The organism is Glycomyces sp. TRM65418 (assembly GCF_019710475.1).
GTDB lineage: Bacteria > Actinomycetota > Actinomycetes > Mycobacteriales > Micromonosporaceae > Glycomyces.
Genome location: NZ_JAJFAX010000004.1, coordinates 218,088 through 235,102 on the forward strand (window position 1 = coordinate 218,088; position 17,015 = coordinate 235,102).

At 71.7% G+C, this 17,015-nt stretch carries 18 protein-coding genes; 13 read left to right on the top strand and 5 right to left on the bottom strand.

Features of this window, described 5'->3' with window-relative positions; genetic code table 11:
- The first annotated feature begins 51 nt into the window (after nucleotides 1–51).
- Complete coding sequence (gene glp, locus K3N28_RS11340) at nucleotides 52–1,290, top strand: gephyrin-like molybdotransferase Glp (protein ID WP_374209743.1); 1,239 nt, start codon at nucleotides 52–54, stop codon at nucleotides 1,288–1,290.
- Between the two features lie 69 nt (nucleotides 1,291–1,359).
- Nucleotides 1,360–1,989 (top strand): GNAT family N-acetyltransferase, encoded by a 630-nt coding sequence (locus K3N28_RS11345; RefSeq protein ID WP_228092643.1) that lies wholly within the window; start codon nucleotides 1,360–1,362, stop codon nucleotides 1,987–1,989.
- A 39-nt stretch (nucleotides 1,990–2,028) separates the two neighbouring features.
- Here the strand turns inward: K3N28_RS11345 and map are convergent, their stop codons facing one another.
- Nucleotides 2,029–2,796 (bottom strand): type I methionyl aminopeptidase, encoded by a 768-nt coding sequence (map, locus tag K3N28_RS11350; RefSeq protein ID WP_228092644.1) that lies wholly within the window; start codon nucleotides 2,794–2,796, stop codon nucleotides 2,029–2,031.
- 53 nt (nucleotides 2,797–2,849) lie between these two features.
- Here map and K3N28_RS11355 point away from each other — a divergent pair, with 53 nt between their 5' ends.
- The 5 genes from K3N28_RS11355 (at nucleotide 2,850) to K3N28_RS23535 (ending at nucleotide 5,710) form a co-directional block, all read left to right on the top strand.
- On the top strand, nucleotides 2,850–3,116 hold the full coding sequence (locus K3N28_RS11355) for a helix-turn-helix domain-containing protein (protein ID WP_228092645.1): 267 nt from the start codon (nucleotides 2,850–2,852) through the stop codon (nucleotides 3,114–3,116).
- 93 nt (nucleotides 3,117–3,209) lie between these two features.
- Nucleotides 3,210–4,343, top strand: coding sequence for a 5-(carboxyamino)imidazole ribonucleotide synthase (locus K3N28_RS11360; RefSeq protein WP_228092646.1), 1,134 nt, complete (start codon nucleotides 3,210–3,212; stop codon nucleotides 4,341–4,343).
- A 7-nt stretch (nucleotides 4,344–4,350) separates the two neighbouring features.
- Nucleotides 4,351–4,863: a 5-(carboxyamino)imidazole ribonucleotide mutase gene (gene purE / locus K3N28_RS11365; protein WP_228092647.1), complete on the top strand. Its 513-nt coding sequence runs from the start codon at nucleotides 4,351–4,353 to the stop codon at nucleotides 4,861–4,863.
- A gap of 54 nt (nucleotides 4,864–4,917) precedes the next feature.
- Complete coding sequence (locus K3N28_RS11370) at nucleotides 4,918–5,310, top strand: RidA family protein (RefSeq protein ID WP_228092648.1); 393 nt, start codon at nucleotides 4,918–4,920, stop codon at nucleotides 5,308–5,310.
- Between the two features lie 178 nt (nucleotides 5,311–5,488).
- A complete protein-coding gene (locus K3N28_RS23535; protein WP_374209754.1) occupies nucleotides 5,489–5,710 on the top strand; it encodes a CGNR zinc finger domain-containing protein in 222 nt (73 codons plus the stop codon).
- Here the strand turns inward: K3N28_RS23535 and K3N28_RS11375 are convergent.
- A complete protein-coding gene (locus K3N28_RS11375) occupies nucleotides 5,631–6,794 on the bottom strand; it encodes a class I SAM-dependent methyltransferase (protein WP_228092649.1) in 1,164 nt (387 codons plus the stop codon). The genes K3N28_RS23535 and K3N28_RS11375 overlap by 80 nt on opposite strands.
- 251 nt (nucleotides 6,795–7,045) lie before the next feature.
- Between K3N28_RS11375 and groES the strand changes: the two genes are divergently transcribed.
- Nucleotides 7,046–7,345: a co-chaperone GroES gene (gene groES / locus K3N28_RS11380; RefSeq protein ID WP_228092650.1), complete on the top strand. Its 300-nt coding sequence runs from the start codon at nucleotides 7,046–7,048 to the stop codon at nucleotides 7,343–7,345.
- A 90-nt stretch (nucleotides 7,346–7,435) separates the two neighbouring features.
- Nucleotides 7,436–9,076: a chaperonin GroEL gene (gene groL / locus K3N28_RS11385; protein ID WP_228092651.1), complete on the top strand. Its 1,641-nt coding sequence runs from the start codon at nucleotides 7,436–7,438 to the stop codon at nucleotides 9,074–9,076.
- 278 nt (nucleotides 9,077–9,354) lie between these two features.
- Here the strand turns inward: groL and K3N28_RS11390 are convergent, their stop codons facing one another.
- Entirely contained in the window at nucleotides 9,355–11,091 is a 1,737-nt protein-coding gene (locus K3N28_RS11390; RefSeq protein WP_228092652.1) for an ABC-ATPase domain-containing protein, read from the bottom strand.
- 187 nt (nucleotides 11,092–11,278) lie between these two features.
- On the opposite strand from K3N28_RS11390, the gene K3N28_RS11395 reads away from it, so the two are divergent.
- Complete coding sequence (locus tag K3N28_RS11395) at nucleotides 11,279–11,899, top strand: response regulator transcription factor (protein ID WP_228092653.1); 621 nt, start codon at nucleotides 11,279–11,281, stop codon at nucleotides 11,897–11,899.
- Nucleotides 11,900–12,134: 235 nt separating this feature from the next.
- Here K3N28_RS11395 and K3N28_RS11400 read toward each other — a convergent pair whose 3' ends face one another.
- Nucleotides 12,135–13,295: an amidase gene (locus tag K3N28_RS11400; protein ID WP_228092654.1), complete on the bottom strand. Its 1,161-nt coding sequence runs from the start codon at nucleotides 13,293–13,295 to the stop codon at nucleotides 12,135–12,137.
- A complete protein-coding gene (locus K3N28_RS11405) occupies nucleotides 13,292–13,660 on the bottom strand; it encodes a DUF5319 family protein (RefSeq protein ID WP_228092655.1) in 369 nt (122 codons plus the stop codon). Before K3N28_RS11405 ends, K3N28_RS11400 begins: the two co-directional genes overlap by 4 nt.
- Nucleotides 13,661–13,761: 101 nt before the next feature.
- On the opposite strand from K3N28_RS11405, the gene K3N28_RS11410 reads away from it, so the two are divergent.
- From K3N28_RS11410 to K3N28_RS11420, 3 genes are all read left to right on the top strand, one after another.
- Nucleotides 13,762–14,040 carry a hypothetical protein gene (locus K3N28_RS11410; RefSeq protein WP_228092656.1) on the top strand — a complete coding sequence of 93 codons (279 nt, stop codon included), beginning with the start codon at nucleotides 13,762–13,764 and terminating at the stop codon, nucleotides 14,038–14,040.
- Nucleotides 14,041–14,282: 242 nt separating this feature from the next.
- A complete protein-coding gene (guaB, locus tag K3N28_RS11415; protein WP_228092657.1) occupies nucleotides 14,283–15,773 on the top strand; it encodes an IMP dehydrogenase in 1,491 nt (496 codons plus the stop codon).
- 24 nt (nucleotides 15,774–15,797) lie between these two features.
- Nucleotides 15,798–16,919 (top strand): GuaB3 family IMP dehydrogenase-related protein, encoded by a 1,122-nt coding sequence (locus K3N28_RS11420; RefSeq protein ID WP_228092658.1) that lies wholly within the window; start codon nucleotides 15,798–15,800, stop codon nucleotides 16,917–16,919.
- Nucleotides 16,920–17,015 lie beyond the last annotated feature (96 nt).

Consider the following 17,015-nt stretch of genomic DNA (forward strand, 5'->3'; position numbering starts at 1 on the left):
ACCGCCGCACGGCGGCGACGGCAGAGGAACTGACCGACGGGGGGACGAGGGGTGAAGGGGACCGGCGAGGCGACGCCATTGGCCGACTTCCTTGCGAAGGCGCTGGCGCTGGTCCGACCCCTGCCCCCGGTCGACATCGACATGACGCAGTCGACCGGGTCGGTGCTGGCCGAGAACGCGGTCAGCCCCGGCCCGCTGCCGGCGTTCGATTACGCCGCCATCGACGGGTACGCGTGCGCGGCCGACGACGTCGCCGGGGCCAGCCCCGAGCGCGGCATCGGCCTCAAGGTCCTCGGCGACCTCGCGGCGTCCTCGTGGCGGCCGGTCCGCCTCGTCACCGGCACCTGCTTCTCCGTCGCCGCGGGGGCGCCGCTCCCCGTCGGCGCGGACATCGTGGTGCCGCTGGCGTGGACCGACGAGGGCATGGCCACCGTCGAGGTCCGCCAGGTGCCCCGTCGCGGCCACGGCGTGCGCCGCATGGGATCCGAGCGGGCCTCGGGCGAGATCCTCGCCCACGAGGGCCGCCGCGTCACCCCCAACCTCATCGGGCTCCTCGCCGCCGCGGGCATCGCGGACGTCGTGGTCCGCCCGACCCCGCGCGTGGTCGTCATCGCCACCGGGGACGAACTCGTCGACACCGGCAGGCCCTCGCAGCCCGGCCAGCTCATCGACGTCAACTCGCACCTGGTGACCGCCGCCGCGTCGGAGGCCGGCGCCCACGCCTACCGCGTCGGCATCTGCGACGACGAGCCCGACGCGCTCCGCAGCGTGCTCGACGACCAGATCCTCCGCGCCGACCTCGTCATCACCACCGGCGGCACCGGCACCGGACCCGGCGACATGGTCCGCCGCACCTTCTCCCGCGACGGCGCCGTCGACTTCGCGCCCGTCGCCGTCTACCTCTGCGAGACCATGGGCTTCGGCACCATCGGCCCCGAAGAGGTCCCCGTCGTGTGCCTGCCCGGCGACCCCGTCGCGGCCACCATCGCCTTCGAGGTGATCGCCCGACCGCTCATCCAGCGCCTCGCCGGGGCCGAGCCCGTATTCCGGCCCAGCGTGCGCGCCAACCTGACCGAGCCCGTATCCTCACCGAACGGGCTGAGGGAATTCCGCCCCGTCCGCGTCGCCGAGAGGCGCGGCGGCGGCTACACCGTCGCCCCGCTCGGATCCACTTCCTACACGCTCTCCGGACTCGCCGAGGCGACCGGCCTGATGACCATCGGAGAGAACGCGACCCGGGTGCCCGCGGGTTCGACCGTGGACGTGCTGCTCCTGGACCGGAACCGATGACGCCCGACTCCGACCCGCCGGTGGACCGCATCCGATGACCGTCCACCACGAACCGCCGCTGGACCTCGAATGACCCTTTCCAACCCCGGATGGCCCGTCCACCTCGCCCACGGCGACGTGAGCGTCAGGCCCTTCCGCCGCTCCGACGCGAACCGCTGGTCCGAACTGCGCCGCGCCAACGAAGCCTGGCTCGCCCCGTGGGAGCCCGGCACCGGCACCACCTGGCACGAGGCGCACTCCCCGGCCGCGTTCCGGGCGATGGTCCGCGGCCTCAAGCGCTCCGTCAAGGACGGCACGAGCTGGCCGCTCGCGGTCTGCTGGAAGGGAGAGCTCGTCGGCGGCCTCACCGTGGGGAACATCGTGCGCCGCGCCTTCGGCTCCGCGTACGCCGGCTACTGGATCGACCGCGGGCACGCGGGGCGGAACATCACCGCGACCGCGCTCGCGATCGTGATCGACCACGCCCTCACCGTGGGGCGTCTGCACCGCATCGAGGTGAACATCCGGCCCGAGAACGGCCCCTCGAACCGGGTCGCCGAGAAGCTCGGCCTGCGCCGCGAGGGCCTGCACAAGCGCTACCTGTACATCGACGGCGACTGGCGGGACCACTACGGCTACGCGGTCACCGCCGAGGAGATCGCCACGGAGCGCATGATCGACCGGATGGCCCGGCTGGCCCGCGCCGAAGCGGACCGCTAGCGCCGCGGCCGCCCGGCCCGTGCCGACGCCCGAGGCGCTTCAGTCCCGCGCGGTCAGCACGATCGGGCCGTCCTCGGTGACGGCGATCGTGTGCTCCATGTGCGCGCCGCGCGAACCGTCCGCGCTGCGCAGCGTCCACCCGTCCGGGTCGTAGACGATCTCGTCGGTCGTCTGCAGGAACCACGGTTCGATCGCGATCACGAGCCCCGGCTTGAGCTTCAGCCCCCGGCCCGGGCGGCCGTCGTTGGGGATGTGCGGGTCGCCGTGCATGGTCCGGCCGACCCCGTGCCCGCCGAACTGCGTGTTCACGCCGAGGCCTTCCGCCCGCGCGACCGTGGCGATCGCGTGGCCGACGTCGCCGACCTTGTTGCCCGCCTGCGCCGCCGCGATCCCGGCCTCCAGGGCCCGCCGCGTGGTGTCGATGAGCTTCAGGTCCTCCTCGCGCGGGGTGCCGACCACGACGGAGAGGGCCGAGTCCGCGACCCAGCCGTTCACCTCGGCGGCGAAGTCGAAGCTCACCAGGTCGCCGTCCTTGAGCCGGTAGTCGAACGGCAGGCCGTGCAGGACCGCGTCGTTCACCGACGTGCACAGGACCTTCCCGAACGGGCTCCCGCCGAACGACGGGTGGTAGTCCACATAGCAGGAGACCGCCCCGGCCTCCTTGATGCGGCGCGCGACCAGGTCGTCGAGTTCCAGGAGGTTCATGCCGACCTCGGCGACCTCCGACAGCTCGGTGAGGATCCCGGCCACGAAGCGCCCCGCCGGACGCATCGCTTCGATCTCGGCGGGGGAGTAGTACTCGATCACGGCAGGCCCTTCGATAGTGGACGGTATTTCTATACCGGTACTATAATACCGATATGATTCGGCCGCCGCTGAGACCCGAGGAGCACGCGCGTGGCCGCGCGCTCGGCCGCGCCCTGCGGGCCTTCAGGGGCCCGCGGAGCCTCCACGACGTCGCCGCCGCGGCCGAGATCTCCCCGGAGACGCTGCGCAAGATCGAGAGCGGGCGCATCGCCACACCGGCGTTCTTCACCATCATCGCGCTCTGCCGCGCGCTGGGGCTCTCGGCCGACGAACTCGCCGCGGCCGTCACCCAAGATACATCCCATGATCCGGCTACTTGACCGATCCGTGGCCTGCGAGCTGCGGTAAGGGCGCAGGTCACGAGCGGCGGCGAACCCTCCGAAGGCCGCGGGCCGCCGGGTTAGGCTCAGGCCGTGGACGCCGCGACGCAACTTCCGACGGTGGGCATGATCGGCGCCGGTCAGCTCGCCCGCATGACCCATCAGGCCGCCATCGCCCTCGGCCAGAGCCTCAAGGTGCTCGCCGGGGACCCCGCCGAGAGCGCCGCGGTCGTCACCCCGGCGACGACCTTCGGCGACTACCGCAGCGTCGAGGACCTCCGGGGCTTCGCCAAGGGCTGCACCGTGGTCACCTTCGACCACGAGCACGTCCCGCAGGAGGCCGTCCAGGCCCTCGTCGCCGAAGGCGTCGAGGTCCAGCCCCGGCCCGAGGCCCTGATCCACGCCCAGGACAAGCAGGTCATGCGCTCCCGCCTCGCCGGGCTCGGCCTGCCGCAGCCGCGCTGGGCCCCCGTCGACTCCATCTCGGACGTCGAGGCCTTCGGACTCCCGTGCGTCCTCAAGGCCGCGACCGGCGGCTACGACGGCAAAGGCGTGTGGATGATCGACACGCCCGCCGACGCCCAGGCCGTCCTCGCCTCCGGCATCCGCCTCATCGCCGAGGAGCGCATGCCCCTCCAGCGGGAGCTCGCCGTCCAGATCGCCCGCTCCCCGCGCGGCGAGACCGCCGTCTACCCCGTGGTCGAGACCGTCCAGACCGGCGGCGTCTGCACCGAGGTCATCGCCCCGGCCCCGCACCTCGACGACGCGACCGCCGCCGAGGCCGCCCGCATCGCCGTCGCCGTCGCGACCGAACTCGACGTCTGCGGCATGCTCGCCGTCGAGCTCTTCCAGACCTCCAAGGGCCTCTTCGTGAACGAACTCGCGATGCGGGCCCACAACTCCGGCCACTGGACCATCGAGGGCGCCCGCACCAGCCAGTTCGAGCAGCACCTGCGCGCCGTCCTCGACTACCCGCTCGGCTCGACCGAGACCGCCGCGCCCTACACTGTCATGGCGAACGTCCTCGGTGGACGAGCCGGCGGGCCCCGTCTCGACGAGCGCCTCCAGCACCTCCTCGCCGAGGATCCGGGCGCGCACGTCCACCTCTACGGCAAGGCGGTCCGCCCCGGCCGCAAGATCGGGCACGTCACCGTCTGCGGCGACGACCCCGAGACCCTGCGGCGCCGCGCCAAGCGGGCCGCGAAGTGGCTCCAAGAAGGCGAGTAGGGAACACATGTCTGAGCAGAAGCCCCGCGTCGGCGTCATCATGGGATCCGACTCCGACTGGCCCGTCATGGAAGCCGCGACCGTCGCCCTCGCCGAGTTCGACGTGCCCTACGAGGTCCGCGTCGTCTCCGCCCACCGCACCCCGCACGGGATGCTCTCCTACGCGGACTCGGCCGCCTCCCGCGGCCTCCAGGCCATCATCGCCGGCGCCGGCGGCGCGGCCCACCTGCCGGGGATGGTCGCCTCCGCGACCCCGCTCCCGGTCATCGGCGTCCCCGTGCCGCTCAAGCACCTCGACGGCATGGACTCGCTGCTCTCGATCGTCCAGATGCCCGCCGGCATCCCGGTCGCCACCGTCTCGGTCGCCGGGGCCCGCAACGCCGGGCTCCTCGCCGTGCGGATCCTCGGCGCGAGCGACGAGGCCCTCCGCGGCCGGATGCAGAACTACCAGGTCGACCTCGAACGCATGGTCACCGAGAAGGACGCGAGCCTGCGCTACCGGATCGCGCACCCCGAGTAGCCGCTCGGGAAAAAACCGGTGTCCACGGCGCGGCGCGGGACATAGACTCGCGTCGTGTCGCATCCAAAACTGCACCCCACCGGGGGCTATGAGCACGTCACGATCGTCGAGTCCGGGAGGCTCGCGTTCCTCGCCGGGCAGTGCCCGGTCGATGCCGACCAGCAGGTCGTCGGCGTCGGCGACCTCGACCGTCAGATCGAGCAGGTCGCCGCGAACTGCCTCGCCGCGCTGGCGTCGATCGGCGCGAAGCCCGAGGACGTGGTCCGCTCGATCGTCTACGTCGTGAGCGACGACAGCGGCACCGTGGGCGGCGCCTGGCACCGCCTGTTCGAGCACCCCGACCTCGGCCCGGCCTTCAGGGCCGCCAGCACGGTGACCGGCGTGACGGCCCTCGGCTACCCCGGTCAGCTCGTCGAAGTCGACCTCACCGCCCGCCTCCCCGACTAGCCGCCCGCAGCGCCGATTCATACCCCGTGCCGAGGGCGCCGAGGCCCGGCTCAACGCCGTCCTCGCCCACGGTTCCCGCCGCCCGCGCCTGGACGGCGTCCTCGACGACCCCGCCTGGCTCCCGGGCTGGCACCGCGCCGTCGCGTTCCTCGACCCCCTCGAACGCCGGCCCGGCCGGATCCGCCAGTGCGCCGACCCGAAATGCGTCCTGTGGCACTTCGACGCCACCGGGAACGGCAGCCGCCGCCGGCACTCGATGGCGACCTGCGGCGACCGCGCCAAGGCCGAGCGCTGCCAGCGCCGCCGCTCCTGGCGCCCGCTCACGCCTCCGAGCAGAGGATCGCGGCGTGGGCCTCGCCGATGCGGGTCGCCACGAGGGTCGCCTCGTTCGCTCCCTTGAGCTTCAACTGCTTCCGCAGCGCGGCCGGATCGATGCCGGTGCCCCGCTGCTTGATCGTCAGGCGGCCGATCCCTCGCTCGGCCAACAGCGCGCGGAGCTTCTTCGGGTGCAGCGGCCAGACCTCCTCCACCTTCCACGCCCGCGCGAACGGCGTCTCCCGCAGCGCATCGCCGTAGAGGTAGGCGATGTGCTCGCTCGCCGTGTGCGCCTCCAGCCCTGCGGCGAGTTCGGCCACCAGGCCCGCCCGGATCACCGCCCCGTCCGGTTCGTAGAGGTACCGCGCGACGTCCCCGACCGCGGCCCGCTCCCGGCCGCTGCCGGTGAGCTCGTGCCACTCGCCGGCCTTGCACACGCTCGCCCGGCGCGGCGCCGCCGCCGCCTCGCCCAGCCACAGGCACGCCTCGACCACGTCCCGGTCCACCGAGACCCATTCGGCCTCGGCGCCTTCCGGCAGCCACTCGTGCTTGATCCCCGGGCCGAGCTTCACCGCCGCGAAGCGCACGTCATCGAGGCGTGCCAGCAGGTCGTCCAGCGGCGGCGAGTACTCGGCCGGGTTGAAGTTCCTGGTGCCTCCGGCTCGTCTCGCCGGATCCGCGAACACCGCCGCGCCGAGCGGTGTCGTCAGGGCGTCGTCCACCCGCACGTCGACGTCCAGGCCCGTCGCCGCCGCGTTCGCCCTCGCGTACGCGGCCGTCGCCTCGCTCCGGTCCACCGCCGCGACCCGCAGGCCCGCCTCGGCGAACGCCAGCGCGTCGGTGCCCACGCCGCAGCACAGGTCCGTCACCTCGTCCACGGCCCGCGCGAACCGGGCCGCCCGCCGCTCGGCGACCGCCCACCGCGTGGCCTGCTCCAGGCCCGGTCTCGTGAAGTACAGCCGCTCGGCGCGCTCGCCGAGCTTGGCCGTGGCGTGCGCCCGCAGGTCCGCGAGCGTGAGCGCGGCCGCCGCGAGTTCCGGTGCGACGCCCGCCTTCCGCAGCGTCAGGGGTGCGCGGTCGCCGTGCTCCCGCAGGGCCTCGGCGGCCCGCCGCTGGAGTCCCGGATCGGCTCGGAGGGCTTCGAGCAGGCTCGTTTCCACGTGGTCCATGATCCCTCACCGTTGGCGTGCCGCCCTGTCGGGCTATGAAATCGGAGACCCGGCGTTGACGCTCCCACCTGGGCGAACTAACCTACGTCTTAGCACTCGCAGACCGAGATTGCTAAGCGCTATGATGAGCCTGGCACTCTCGACTGGAGAGTGCCAACAGCCACGGGCCGGTGCCTCGGCACCCGCGACGACGAGACCCGCGCTGTCGTGGCGGACATCCGTACTGAACACGTCAGGTTTGGAGATACCAAGTGAGCAAGGCTGCCATCAAGCCGCTGGGCGACCGCATCGTGGTCCAGGCGAACGAGGCCGAGACCACCACCGCCTCCGGTCTCGTCATCCCCGACACCGCCAAGGAGAAGCCGCAGGAAGGCACCGTCCTGGCCGTGGGCCCGGGCGCCTTCGACGACAAGGGCAACCGCCTCCCGATCGACGTCAAGGTCGGTGACGTGGTCATCTACTCGAAGTACGGCGGCACCGAGGTCAAGTACAACGGCGAGGAATACCTCGTCCTGTCCTCGCGCGACGTCCTCGCGGTCGTCGAGCAGTAGCACGCCCGGGGCCCTCACACGGCGACGCTCGCAAGCCGCGGGCGTCCGCCGTGCGAAGGGCCCATCGGTGTTCCTCTGGAAGGGAAACCCATGCCGAAGATTCTCAACTTCGCCGAGGACGCGCGGCACAACCTGCTGCACGGTATCGACGAACTCGCCGACACCGTCAAGGTCACGCTCGGCCCCAAGGGCCGCAACGTGGTCCTCCAGCGTTCCTTCGGCGCGCCGCTGATCACCAACGACGGCGTGACCATCGCCAAGGAGATCGAGCTCGCCGACCCGTACGCCAACCTGGGCGCGCAGCTGGTGAAGGAGGTCGCGACCAAGACGAACGACATCGCGGGCGACGGCACCACCACCGCGACCGTGCTGGCCCAGAAGATGAGCCACGCCGGCATCAAGGCGATCACGGCCGGGGGCAACCCGATCGCGATCCGCAAGGGCATCGAGGCCGCGGCGAACGCCGTCTCGGACGAGCTGCTGAGCCAGGCCATCGAGATCTCCGACCACGAGCACATCGCGCAGGTCGCGGCGGTCTCGGCGCAGGACCCGGAGATCGGCGAGCTCATCGCCAAGGCCATGGACGCCGTCGGCGTCGAGGGCGTCATCTCCGTCGAGGACGGCTCCAGCCTGGAGACCGTGCTCGAGGTGACCGAGGGCATGCAGTTCGACAAGGGCTTCGTCTCCCCGAACTTCATCACCGACCAGGACCTGCGCCAGACGGTCTTCGAGGACCCGTACATCCTCATCAGCAACTCGAAGATCTCCTCCATCGAGGAGATGCTCCCGGTGCTGGAGAAGGTCGTCGAGACCTCGAAGCCGCTGCTCATCATCGCCGAGGACGTCGAGGGCCAGGCCCTCGCGACCCTGACGGTGAACGCCCTGCGCGGCACGCTGCGCGTGTGCGCCGTCAAGGCCCCGGCCTTCGGCGACCGCCGCAAGGCCATCCTGGGCGACATCGCGACCCTCACGGGCGCGGAGGTCATCTCCTCGGAGATCGGCCTCGACCTCAAGCAGGCCGACCTGTCGCACCTGGGCCGGGCCCGCCGCGTCACCGTCTCCAAGGACGCCACCACCATCGTGGACGGCGCCGGGGAGCGGGAAGCGGTCGACGCCCGCATCGCGCAGATCAAGCAGCAGGCCTCCACGACCGAGTCCTCCTGGGACCGCGAGAAGCTCGAGGAGCGCCTCGCGAAGCTCTCGGGCGGCGTCGCCGTCATCCAGGTCGGCGCGGCCACCGAGGTCGAGCTGAAGGAGCGCAAGCACCGCATCGAGGACGCGGTCAACGCGACCAAGGCCGCGGTGGAAGAGGGCATCGTCGCCGGCGGCGGCGCGGCCCTGGTCCACGCGATCGCCGGGCTCGAGAAGATCGAGCTCGACGACGCCGAGGCCCGCGTCGGCATCAAGATCGTCGAGGCCGCCCTGTCCGAGCCGCTGCGCCGCATCGCGGTCAACGCCGGCGAGCCCGGCGAGGTCATCGTGAACGCGGTGTCCCAGAAGGGCTGGCGCGAGGGCTGGAACGCCGCCACCGGCGAGTACGAGGACCTGGTCGCGGCCGGCATCCTCGACCCGGTGAAGGTCACCCGCAACGCGCTGCTCAACGCCGCTTCGATCGTCGGCATGCTGCTGACGACCGAGGTGACGATCGTGGACAAGCCCGAGGACGAGGACGAGTCGGCCGGTCACGGCCACTCGCACTCGCACGGCCACGGGCACGGCCACTCCCACTGAGGCGAGTCCGGGGACCTAGGGTCCCCGGCCCGGAACGGAGCAAGGCCGCCGACGGCGTCGGCGGCCTTGCGCTGTGTTCGGCCCCGGTGCCGGGACGGAACTCCAAGTGTCAACATCCCGACAGTTTGTCGCGTAACTGTCGGGAAACCGATAGAGTTCAAGTGCCTTCGCGGCCTTTGGGGATCGGAGCCGCGAAGGCACTTTTCCGCCCTGAAACCGCCCTGCGCCAGGGCCGTGCCGGGACCGCCCGCACCGGGTCCCGCGCCGGAAGGCCTTCCTCACTCCCCGCTCTCGCGGACCTGCAGCTCCCGCATCCGGTTCAGCGTCGCCGCGACCTCGAACCGCCTCGGCAACGCCAGGTCCGCGTCCCGGATCCGCAGCAACTCGGCCTCGCCGTCCTCGTCCAGGGCCTCGTCCAAGCGGTCCAGGACCTCGGCCACCGTGGCCTTCCCGTCGATCCAGCCCTGCCGCACGGCCGCCTCGATCGCCAGCCCGATCCCCGTGGTCATCGCCGGATCGGTGATCTGCTCCACCGACCTGACATCCACTTCGGACTCGCCGAAGCGCAGTCCGTCGGTGCCCTCGGCCCGGATCTTCTGCCTGCCCCGCGCCTCCGACGACACCGAACGCGGATCGACCACCCGCGCCCGCGGCATCCGGAACCCCTCCGCCTCCACGCGCCGCCCGGTCGGCTTGGCCGCGAGGGACTTCGCCCGCTCCGTCACGTCCTCGGGCCGGTACGCGTCCATGAGGACCACCCGGTCGGCGACGTCCATGTAGTCCCCCGAACCCCCCATCACGAGGATCGTCGACACCCCGTGCTCGTCGGCCATCGACCGCACCAGGTCCACCAGCGGCGTCAGCGGCTCGCGGTCCTTCGCCACCAGCTCCTGCATCCGCGCGTCGCGGATCATCAGGTTCGTCGCGGCCGTGTCCTCGTCGATGAGCAGCGCCCGCGCGCCCGCCTCCAATGCCTCGACCACCGCGGCCGCCTGCGAGGTCGACCCGGAGGCGTTCTCGGTCGTGAAGCGCCGCGTGTCGTCCCCGCTCGGCAGGTGGTCGACGAACGCGTGCACGTCGACGCCCGTGACGGCCCGGCCGTCCTCGGCCCGGACCTTCACCGCCGACCGGTCGGCGACGACGAAGTCCCGCCCGTCCCCGGGGACGTGGTCCCACACCCCGGACTCCAAGGCCCGCAGCAGGGTCGACTTCCCGTGGAAGCCCCCGCCGACGATGAGCGTCACGCCGGGGCCGATGCCCATGCCCCGCACCGTGCCCGCGTGCGGCAGCGCGAACTCCACCGCCATGGACGCCGGGCTCGCGAACGGCACGCCCGCTTCCAGCGGCCGATCGTCCACGCCGGAGCGCCGCGCCAGCATCGAACCGTCCGCGACGAACGCGACCAGACCCGCCGCCGCGACCGCCTCCCGCAGCGCCGCAACGTCGTCCGCGTGCCGCGCCCACTTCGCGGCCTCGTCCTCCGGCACCGCGAGCGCCTCGTCGGCCGCATCCGGCAGCAGCTCGCACAGCAGCCGCGCCGCCTGCCGGCCGGCGATGCGCCGCCCGTGCCCCGGCAGCTGCGCGCCGAGCCGGAACACCACCGACCCGTCCTCGCCGACCTCGCACGAGGACCGCCGCAGGATCTCCTGACCACCCGCGTCGATCCTCAGCTCCCTTGTCGGGCAGGCCTTCCGGAGCCGCTTCGCGAGCATCACCGCGACCGCTCGCCGCCGCTCAGGGGTCGCGTACCAGTCCGGCAGCAGGTCAGCGGTCTCGGCGTCGTAAGACAGCGCCACGCGGCTCGGCGGAGCATACGGGTCGGCCTGGACTTTGGCAATGTCCAGAATCGCCGGACCTGCCCACCATTTGCCACGCAGGGATTTATATCGGCCGTAACTCGTACCTTCCAGGGCCGTTAGTTCGTTAGACAGGTCATGGCGAGGTGGATGTGAACGATGATCACCAAAATCGCGGGACCCGGCCCGGTGCTGTCGTCCGCCTCTTCGCTGTGTCATGCCCCCAGTTTCCCATCCGGGACGAGGACTTCGCGTCAGCGAACTCAACACCATGCGTCCACGCCTCATCCTGGAGACCTCGAAAAGTCACTCGAAAAATCCGCGCGAACTCGCGTCATGGCGGCGGACCCGCTGCGTGCTGGAACCAGAGACACGCACGGCCTACCGCAGCGAAAGGTAGAAACAAGTGAGAACCGTACTGGTCTGTGTTAAGACTCCTCAAGCCGGACAGAAGATCTCGGCCTGCGCGACCCGCATGGGGCTGGCGCAGGCGGTGAAGTCGGTCGAGGGATCGCCCGAGCTGTTCCTCGAGCTCGGTCGCCGCCAAGTGGACGTGGTGCTGGTCGACGTGGGGCTCGCCGCACCCGACCCGGTCAAGTTCGTCAAGACCGTCCGCGCCCGGTCCCCCCGGACCGGCGTGCTCCTGTCCGGCGCCGCCGACCCCCGCACGGCCGCCATGGTGGTCGCCGCGGGAGCGAGGGGCGTCATCCGCACCCCGTCCAACAACTCCGACGACCTGCTGGTCGCGCTGGCGCAGGCGATCATGTTCGCCTCGCCGACCCTCCAGCGGGTCACGGAGACCGTCCCCCGGCAGCGCTCGACGCTGCAGGGCATGAAGCTCACCGAACGCGAGCTCCAGGTCCTGCGGGGCATGAGCGAAGGGAAGTCCAACGCGGAGATCGGACGCGACCTGTTCGTCTCCGAGGACACCGTCAAGACCCACGCGCGGCGCATGTTCCGCAAGCTCGGCGCGCGCGACCGGGCCCACGCGGTGGCCGAGGCGTTCCGTTCGGGCCTCGTCTGCTGACCATCCACTCAAGACACGCGCCTCGACTGGCAGGAACGGGCGCGGCGGCCGGCCCACGGACCGGCACGCGCGACAGGACCGGGGGATCCGCGGGGCGGGGAGGCAGGCCCCGCGGGACGGCCGCGACCGGAAGCGCGGCACGACGCCATGGTCCGGGCTTCGACAGGATCGATCGACACGCAAGCGCATCGCCCGGCATCGCCGCTGCCGATCCGCAGCGGTGCACGGCTCGCCGTCAGGCGAGTTCCAGCAACCGCTCGTCGGCGCCCGGAGCGGCCACGAGCTGCAGGCCCACCGGCAGGCCGTCCACGGTCCCGGCCGGCACCGCCAGGCCGGGCGCGCCGGCCAGACCCGCGAGGCACGTCAACCGCACGATCGCCTCGCGGTCGGGCTGCTCGCCGATGCGGATCGCCGGACCCGGCGCGGCCGGGATCGCCAGCGCGACGCCGTCGGGCAGCCGGTCCCTGACCAGCGCCACGACGCCGCTGCGCACCCGCTGCGCCGCGGCGATGTCAGTGCTGCCGATCGACGCCGCGGCCCGGAACCGGGCGGCGACGCCCTGCCCGAACTCAGGGGCGTGCGCCTCGATCCACGCGCCGTGCGCCTGCCAGGCCTCCCAGGCCTGCAGGGTCGCGTAGGCGACCCGCGCGGTCTCCAGCGGCGACGTCCCGGGCTCGGTCCCGTCCACGGGCGTCTTGAACAGCGGCCCGTACTCGATCGCGAGGCCGAGCGCCTCGACCTCGGGCATCACCGCTTCGCGGGTGGCCTCCGGGATGTCGTCCCAGACGTCTTGGGGCACCAGCAGTCTCGTGATCGGCGCGGTCGGCCGCGTCCGGCGCTCACCGGCGTCACGGTCGAGCAGCACGCCCATCGCCAGTCGCAGCGTCGCCGCGTCCCTGGTGAGCACGCCGGCCGTGTCGAAGGACGGCGCGAGCGGGACCGCGCCCGCCAGGCTCACCCGTCCGTGGGTCGGGCGCAGCCCGTACAGCCCGCAGTAGGACGCCGGGACGCGGATCGAGCCGCCGGTGTCGGTGCCCAGGCCGATGTCCGCCAGGCCCGCGGCGACCGCCGAGGCCGATCCGGACGAGGACCCGCCGGGCACCCGCCCCGGCGCGGCGGGGTTGTCCGGTGTCCCGTAGTGCGCGTTGGTGCCGTTGAGGCTCCACGCCAGTTCGTCGGTGATCGTCTTGCCGACCACCCGGGCGCCGGCGTCTCGCAGCCGCGCCACCGCCTCGGCGTCCTTCGCCGGCGTCTCGTGGGTCTCCCGCCAGCGCGGATTGCCCGCCCCGGTGGGCGTCCCGGCGAGGTCGAACAGATCCTTGACGGCCAGCCGCAGCCCCGCGAGGGGCCCCGCCCCGGACGGCAGGTCGAGGCGCGTGACGAAGGGGTCGCTCACGTGTCGCCGCCGTGGGTCTTGAGCCAGCAGTCGGAGAATCCCCTGGCGTAGTCCCAGGTCACGTAGTGGGCGGGGTCGGGATCGAAGGCGGGTTCGTGGACTTGGGCGCAGTTGGCCTCCAGGAGGCCGCGCAGGTTGGACATGAGCAGGCCCCAGGTGAAGTAGTGCGGCTCGTCGCAGTCGGCGCAGTCGACCACGACGCCCCGGAACCCCTGCGGGTGCAGGACCTTCTCGAACATCTCCAGTTCGTGGAGGTCTTCGAGGAGATCCGCCCGGTCGTCGTCGTCCAGCTCGGGTTCGAACGGCGCGAGCGCCTCAGCGTGGTCGGGGTCGTCGGCGAATGGGTCGCGTGGCTCCTCATACACGTCTACCAGCCTAACCCCCGGGTGCGTCAGCGCCGGGAATCCGAGGGGCGTCTCGTGAGCGGGGCCTTCCCTCCGGGCGCGCCGAGGCGGGGATCGCCGGCGTGTCGGTCCTCGACTCCCGGATGCGTGCCAGCCTCGGGCCTGGACCGCACGCCGACGCGGTGCACTCATTAATATGGGCCGCAAGCAACCCGAGTTATGAGGAGACCGCTGTGGACGGCTTCGGCGAGAACGTGGAAGAGATCTTCGACGACGTGGTGGACGGCATCGCCGATGCGGTCACCGACATCGACGCCACCGAGGTGTGGGACGACGTCACCGACGGCGTGGGCGAGGCCTGGGACGTCGTGTCGGAAGAGGCGGGCGAGCTCCTCGAGTAGCGCTCGGACCCCCCCTCGACGCTCGACGCGCGTGCCCGGTCCCGTCCCGCGGGGCCGGGCACGTCCCATGACCCTCTGACCGGACCCCGCCGCCTGCTGCGAATCACACCTCAGGGGTCGCGTGCGCTGCGGAGCGACGCAGGTTACGGCACTACGATTGGGCCATGGCGTTCTCAGGGGATTTCGGAATTCAAGGGCTCGAGGGTGCTGCCGGTGAGCGTGTCAAAGGCACCACGGTGCCGATGGGCGCGGTCGGAGGCATCCCGCTCGGCCTGACCTACGACGACGTGCTGCTGCTGCCGGGCGAATCCGAGGTGGTCCCGGCCGAAGTCGACACCTCCTCCCAGCTCACCCGCAACATCCGCATCTCGGTGCCGCTCCTGACCGCGCCGATGGACACCGTCACCGAGGCCCGCATGGCGATCGCCATGGCCCGCCTCGGCGGCCTGGGCATCCTCCACCGCAACCTCCCGGCCGAAGAGCAGGCCCAGCAGGTCGACCTCGTCAAGCGCTCCGAGTCCGGCATGGTCGCCGACCCGGTGACGTGCTCGCCCGAGGACACCCTGGAGCAGGTCGACAAGCTCTGCGGCAAGTACCGCATCTCCGGGCTGCCCGTCACCGACGAGGACGGCAAGCTCGTCGGGATCATCACCAACCGCGACATGCGTTTTGAGAACGACCAGTCCGTCAAGGTCGCGAACGTCATGACCTCCCGCAACCTCGTCACCGCGAACCAGGGCGTCTCCAACGAGGAGGCCCTCGAGCTGCTCAAGCGGCACAAGATCGAGAAGCTCCCGATCGTCGACGGCGAAGGGTTCCTGCGGGGCCTCATCACCGTCAAGGACTTCGCCAAGCGCGAGGAGTTCCCGAACTCGTCCAAGGACGACTCCGGCCGCCTGCGCGTCGGCGGCGCCATCGGCGTCGGCGAGGACCAGTACGCGCGCGCCGGGCAGCTCGTCGAGGCCGGCGTCGACCTGCTCGTGGTCGACTCCTCGCACGGGCACTCGCGCGGCGTGCTCGACATGATCGCGTCGATCGCCAAGGACTTCGGCGACCGGGTCGACATCATCGGCGGCAACATCGTCACCGCCGAGGCCGCGGCGGCCCTCATCGACGCCGGCGTGGACGGCATCAAGGTCGGCGTCGGCCCCGGCGCGATCTGCACCACCCGCGTGGTCGCGGGTGTGGGCGCCCCGCAGGTCTCGGCGATCATGGACACCGTCCGCGTCGCCCGCACGCGCGGCGTCCCGGTCATCGCCGACGGCGGCATCCAGTACTCCGGCGACATCGCGAAGGCCATCGTCGCCGGCGCCTCCACCGTCATGATGGGACAGCTGTTCGCAGGCTGCGCCGAGAGCCCGGGCGAGCTCATCTACATGAACGGCAAGCAGTTCAAGTCCTACCGCGGCATGGGCTCGCTCGGGGCCATGCAGACGCGCGGACAGGCGAAGTCCTACTCAAAGGACCGCTACTTCCAGGACGCCGTCGACACCAACGACAAGCTCGTCCCCGAGGGCGTCGAAGGCCAGGTGCCCTATCGCGGCACCCTCGCACAGGTGGTCTACCAGCTGGTCGGCGGGCTGCGCATCGCGATGGGCTACACCGGGGCCGGTACGATCGAGGGGATGCATGAACGCGGCCGACTGGTCCGGATCACCGCTGCGGGCCTCAAGGAGAGCCACCCGCACGACATCCAGATGACCGTGGAAGCGCCCAACTACCACACCCGGTAGTCGGGCCCTGTAGGAGGAGAGACTGTGCGCGAATTGGTCGAGATCGGCCCCGGCAAGATCGTGGCGCGCGGCTGGCGGCTGTCCGAAGTGGCGCTCGTGCCGACCCGGCGGACCCGGGACATCGATGACGTCTCCACCGAATGGCAGCTCGACGCCTACCGGTTCGAGATCCCCGCCATGGCGCACCCGTCGGATGCGACGATGAGCCCGGCGTCGGTGATCGAGATGGGACGCCTCGGCGGCCTCGGCGTCCTGAACGCCGAGGGCCTGTGGTGCCGCTATGTGGACCCGACGTCGCTGCTGAAGGAGCTCGCGGACACGCCTGCGGAGAACGCGATCGAGCGGCTCCAGGAGATCTACGCGGAGCCGGTGAAGCCCGAGCTCATCGCCGAGCGGGTCGCGGAGATCCGCGCCGGCGGGGTCACCACGGCGCTCCGGATGAGTCCGCAGCACACCGCCGAACTCGGGCCGCTCGCGGTCGAGGCCGGGGTGGACCTGCTGGTCATCCAGGGCACGATCGTCTCCGCGGAGCACGTCTCCTCGGGCGGCGACGTCCTGAACCTGAAGCAGTTCATCGCCGACCTGGACGTCCCGGTCGTCGTGGGCGGGGCCACCAACTACAAGACGGCGATGCACCTGATGCGCACGGGCGCGGCGGGCGTCATCGTCGGGGTCGGCTCCGACGACTGGTCCACCACGGACACGGTCCTCGGCATCGACGTGCCGATGGCCTCGGCCGTCGTCGAGGCCGCGGCGGCGCGCCGCGACTACCTGGACGAGACCGGCGGGCGCTACGTGCATCTCATCGCGGACGGCGAGATCACCCACTCGGGTGCGATCGCGAAGGCCATCGCGTGCGGCGCCGACGCGGTCATGCTCGGCTCGATCCTCGCGGACGCGGCGGAGTCCCCGGCGGCGGGCGCCTGGTGGCACTCGGCGGCGTCCCACCCGAAGCTCCCGCGCGGCCGGTTCCGCCCGGGCGACTCGGGCGACGTGGAGGTCCCCGACCTGGAGGCCATCCTCTACGGCCCGAGCAACAGCTCGGACGGCAGCCAGAACCTCTTCGGAGGCCTGCGCCGGGCCATGGCCAAGACCGGCTACACGACGGTCAAGGAATTCCAGAAGGCCAGCCTGGTCACCGCATAACGAAGCAGAGCAACGAGGCCCGGCCCGCGAAAGCGGGCCGGGCCTCGGCTCGTCTCGCTCCTCCACGTGGGCCGGCGCACCGATCCGCCGCAGGCG